Origin of the sequence: Actinomyces polynesiensis, from assembly GCF_000820725.1 — a bacterium.
Taxonomy (GTDB): Bacteria; Actinomycetota; Actinomycetes; order Actinomycetales; family Actinomycetaceae; genus Pauljensenia; species Pauljensenia polynesiensis.
This window is the reverse complement of record NZ_CCXH01000308.1, coordinates 1-5,394: the sequence shown is the minus strand read 5'-3', so window position 1 is coordinate 5,394 and position 5,394 is coordinate 1. Positions and strand designations below refer to the sequence as shown.

3 rRNA genes are annotated in these 5,394 nt (G+C 58.7%); all 3 read right to left on the bottom strand.

Annotated elements, in window-relative coordinates:
• Positions 1–3: 3 nt before the first annotated feature.
• Positions 4–120 (bottom strand): 5S ribosomal RNA (gene rrf, locus TA90_RS12920).
• 122 nt (positions 121–242) lie between these two features.
• Positions 243–3,371, bottom strand: a 23S ribosomal RNA gene (locus TA90_RS12915).
• A 328-nt stretch (positions 3,372–3,699) separates the two neighbouring features.
• Positions 3,700–5,251, bottom strand: a 16S ribosomal RNA gene (locus TA90_RS12910).
• The 16S, 23S and 5S rRNA genes sit together here, the layout of an rRNA operon.
• Between the last annotated feature and the right edge of the window lie 143 nt (positions 5,252–5,394).

The following is a 5,394-nucleotide window of genomic DNA, read 5'->3' as shown; positions in this document are numbered from 1 at the left end:
GTGTTGCGGTGGTGTCCTACTCTCCCACACCCTCCCAGGTGCAGTACCATCGGCGCTGTGGGGCTTAGCTTCCGGGTTCGGAATGGTTCCGGGCGTTTCCCCCACGCCATGACCGCCGCAAGACGTGTCGACCGTGCCAACCCCCACAGGACAGTGCTCGAGGGGTTGGGAGGGTTGGTCGTGGACCGCATAGTGGTTGCAAGCATGCTTCGTTGATCTCCACCCCCCGTGGGGGGTGGGGTGTTTGGTTAGTTCTCGGCCCATTAGTACCAGTCGGCTCACAACACCTCGCGGTGCTTCCACCTCTGGCCTATCAACCCGGTAGTCTCCCGGGGGCCTCACCCCACCAGGTGGTGGGTCGGAAACCTCATCTTGGAGCAGGCTTCCCGCTTAGATGCTTTCAGCGGTTATCCCTCCCGAACGTAGCCAACCAGCCATGCACCTGGCGGTACAACTGGCACACCAGAGGTTCGTCCATCCCGGTCCTCTCGTACTGGGGACGGCCCTCCTTCAAGTTTCCTACGAGCGCAGCGGATAGGGACCGAACTGTCTCACGACGTTCTAAACCCAGCTCGCGTACCGCTTTAATGGGCGAACAGCCCAACCCTTGGGACCAACTCCAGCCCCAGGATGCGACGAGCCGACATCGAGGTGCCAAACCATGCCGTCGATATGGACTCTTGGGCAAGATCAGCCTGTTATCCCCGGGGTACCTTTTATCCGTTGAGCGACCACGCACCCACGTGCCATGGCCGGATCACTAGTTCCTGCTTTCGCACCTGCTCGACCCGTCGGTCTCACAGTCAAGCTCCCTTGTGCACTTGCACTCGCCACCTGATTGCCAACCAGGCTGAGGGAACCTTTGAGCGCCTCCGTTACATTTTAGGAGGCAACCGCCCCAGTTAAACTACCCACCAGGCACTGTCCCCAACCCGGATCACGGGCCGAGGTTCAGGTGCACACTTGAACCAGAGTGGTATTTCAACGATGACTCCACCACGGCTGGCGCCGCGACTTCCACGTCTCCCACCTATCCTACACAAGCACAAGCGAACACCAATACCAAGCTATAGTAAAGGTCCCGGGGTCTTTCCGTCCTGCTGCGCTAAACGAGCATCTTTACTCGTACTGCAATTTCGCCGAGTTCATGGTCGAGACAGCGGAGAAGTCGTTACGCCATTCGTGCAGGTCGGAACTTACCCGACAAGGAATTTCGCTACCTTAGGATGGTTATAGTTACCACCGCCGTTTACTGGGGCTTAAATTCAAGCCTTCACCCACAAGTGGGCTGAGCCTTCCTCTTAACCTTCCAGCACCGGGCAGGCGTCAGTGCGTATACATCGTCTTGCGACTTCGCACGCACCTGTGTTTTTAGTAAACAGTCGCTTCTCCCTATTCTCTGCGACCCCCCACCGCCACACACCCGCAAGGAGTGCGGACAGCAAAGGGGTCCCCCTTGTCCCGAAGTTACGGGGGAATTTTGCCGAGTTCCTTAACCATGATTCACTCGAACGCCTCGGTATACTCTACCTGACCACCTGAGTCGGTTTGGGGTACGGGCGCCCACCACCCTCGCGTCGAGGCTTTTCTCGGCAGCACAGGCACACCACCAGCCAGCCCGAAGACCAGCCCCATCAGCCCTCACCCACAAGTTCCCCGGATTTGCCTGGGAAACGGGCCACGACCTTGGACACACACAACCACCGGTGTGCGGCAGCTCCCTCTCTGCGTCACCCCTGTTAACACGCTTGCCTACACGCCACCAGGATCCCGGGACCCCACCACACCACCCCCACCCGAAGGCGGAAGAGGGCAGCAAGGCTACCGGTTAGCACAATGGTTTCGACACTGGACGGTTGATGGGCGGTACCAGAATATCAACTGGTCATCCATCGACTACGCCTGTCGGCCTCGCCTTAGGACCCGACTAACCCAGGGCGGATAAACCTGGCCCTGGAACCCTTGGTCAATCGGCGCTGGGGATTCCCACCCCAGAATCGCTACTCATGCCTGCATTCTCACTCCCACGCACTCCACCAGAGGTCACCCCCAGGCTTCACCACGCGCAGGACGCTCCCCTACCCACCCACACCACCACCCACCACATCTTGGCGGCGGGAGTGTCAATGTGTGAGTGCCACGGCTTCGGCGGTACGCTTGAGCCCCGCTACATTGTCGGCGCGGAACCACTTGACCAGTGAGCTATTACGCACTCTTTCAAGGATGGCTGCTTCTAAGCCAACCTCCTGGTTGTCACCGCGATCCCACATCCTTTCCCACTTAGCGCACGCTTAGGGGCCTTAGCCGATGATCTGGGCTGTTTCCCTCTCGACTACGAAGCTTATCCCCCGCAGTCTCACTGCCATGCTCAACCTACCGGCATTCGGAGTTTGGCTGGCGTCAGTAACCCAACGGGCCCATCAACCATCCAGTAGCTCTACCTCCGGCAGGCAACACACAACGCTGCACCTAAATGCATTTCGGGGAGAACCAGCTATCACGGAGTTTGATTGGCCTTTCACCCCTACCCACAGCTCATCCCCCAGGTTTTCAACCCTGGTGGGTGCGGTCCTCCACGACGTCTTACCATCGCTTCAACCTGGCCATGGGTAGATCACCCCGCTTCGGGTCCAGAACACGCGACAAACGCCATATTTCAGACTCGCTTTCGCTACGCATCCCCCACTCGGGTTAAGCACGCCACATGCCACTGACTCGCAGGCTCATTCTTCAAAAGGCACGCCGTCACCCCTCAGGGCTCCGACGGCTTGACAGCGTCCGGTTTCAGGCACTATTTCACTCCCCTCCCGGGGTACTTTTCACCATTCCCTCACGGTACTATGCACTATCGGTCACCAAGTAGTATTCAGGCTTACCAGGTGGTCCTGGCAGATTCACACGAGATTCCACGAGCCCCGCGCTACTCGGGCACCCACCCCGACACGCACGCCACACAACCGCCTACACGACTCTCACGCGCTCCGGTCGACCATCCCAGGCCGTTCAACGATCACACAACACACACGCCCCACCCCCGGCAGAAGGTGAACAGGTGAGCCCCACAACACCGCACACGCAACGCCCGCCGACTATCACACGCACACGGTTTAGCCATCCTCCGCTTTCGCTCGCCACTACTCACGGAATATCTTCTCCTACGGGTACTGAGATGTTTCACTTCCCCGCGTTCCCCCCACCACCCTATGAATTCAGGCAGCAGTGACTGGGCATGACCCCAGCCGGGTTCCCCCATTCGGACACCCTCGGATCAACACTCGCTCGCCAACTCCCCGAGGCATTTCGCAGGCCGCAACGTCCTTCATCAGCTCTTGGTGCCAAGGCATCCACCGAACGCCAAAACAACTAAACAAAACCACAGAAATCAATAAAGATGCTCACAACCACTATACAGTTCACAAACAACCCACCACACCCACCCCCCAAGCCCGAAAACCCAGAAGACAAGCAGGCACACGCCCAACCACACCCCCACCCCCCCGAAGGGAACCAGGAGCAGGTGTTGAACGTGAACCCGACAGCGTGCTCGCCAAACCCCGATGCCCAACCCCAGACAACGGCACCCACCCCACCAACCACACCGGCCAGTGACACGCAGGCACCAAGCCCCACACCAACGCCACCACCCAGACCCAAGCCCAGGACACCGACGCCATGCAGGACCCCAATGAGGCTCCCTAGAAAGGAGGTGATCCAGCCGCACCTTCCGGTACGGCTACCTTGTTACGACTTCGTCCCAATCGCCAATCCCACCTTCGACCACTCCCCCCGGACAAGCCGGTTGGGCCGTGGGCTTCGGGTGTTACCAACTTTCGTGACGTGACGGGCGGTGTGTACAAGGCCCGAGAACGTATTCACCGCAGCGTTGCTGATCTGCGATTACTAGCGACTCCACCTTCATGGGGTCGAGTTGCAGACCCCAATCCGAACTGAGACCGGCTTTAAGGGATTCGCTCCACCTCACGGCATCGCAACCCTCTGTACCGACCATTGTAGCATGCGTGAAGCCCAAGACATAAGGGGCATGATGATTTGACGTCATCCCCACCTTCCTCCGAGTTAACCCCGGCAGTCCCCCACGAGTCCCCACCATCACGTGCTGGCAACATAGGGCAAGGGTTGCGCTCGTTGCGGGACTTAACCCAACATCTCACGACACGAGCTGACGACAACCATGCACCACCTGCACACCACCCCGAAGGCCACCACATCTCTGCAGTGTCGCGGTGCATGTCAAGCCTTGGTAAGGTTCTTCGCGTTGCATCGAATTAATCCGCATGCTCCGCCGCTTGTGCGGGCCCCCGTCAATTCCTTTGAGTTTTAGCCTTGCGGCCGTACTCCCCAGGCGGGGCACTTAAAGCGTTAGCTACGGCGCAGAAACCAAGGACGGCCCCCACACCTAGTGCCCAACGTTTACAGCATGGACTACCAGGGTATCTAATCCTGTTCGCTCCCCATGCTTTCGCTCCTCAGCGTCAGTAACGGCCCAGAGACCCGCCTTCGCCACCGGTGTTCCTCCTGATATCTGCGCATTCCACCGCTACACCAGGAATTCCAGTCTCCCCTACCGCACTCAAGCCTGCCCGTACCCACCGCACGCCCCCAGTTAAGCCAGGGAATTTCACGGCAGACGCGACAAACCGCCTACAAGCCCTTTACGCCCAATAATTCCGGACAACGCTCGCGCCCTACGTATTACCGCGGCTGCTGGCACGTAGTTAGCCGGCGCTTCTTTACCCACTACCCTCACCACGGACACATCCGCGGCTTGACCATGAGCGAAAGAGGTTCACAACCCGAAGGCCTCCATCCCTCACGCGGCGTCGCTGCATCAGGCTTGCGCCCATTGTGCAAAATTCCCCACTGCTGCCTCCCGTAGGAGTCTGGGCCGTATCTCAGTCCCAATGTGACCGGTCACCCTCTCAGGCCGGCTACCCGTCAAAGCCTTGGTGAGCCATCACCCCACCAACAAGCTGATAAGCCGCGAGCCCATCCCCCACCAGAAACCCAAAAAGGGCCCCTTTCCACCAACCCCCATGCGGAGACCAGTGAATACCCGGTATTAGCAGCCGTTTCCGGCCGTTATCCCAAAGAAGAGGGCAGGTTACTCACGTGTTACTCACCCGTTCGCCACTCACCACCCAGGAGCAAGCCCCCAAGCAGTCCGTTCGACTTGCATGTGTTAAGCACGCCGCCAGCGTTCGTCCTGAGCCAGGATCAAACTCTCCGAACAAAAAACATCCAGAAAAACCCACCCAACCAACCAGCCGAAACCAACCAGCCAGGCAAGCAATCCCAACCAAAAAACAACTCAAAACAAAAAAACAGGCATCAAAAAAAGACAAACACGCTATCGAGTTCACAAACAACACCCAC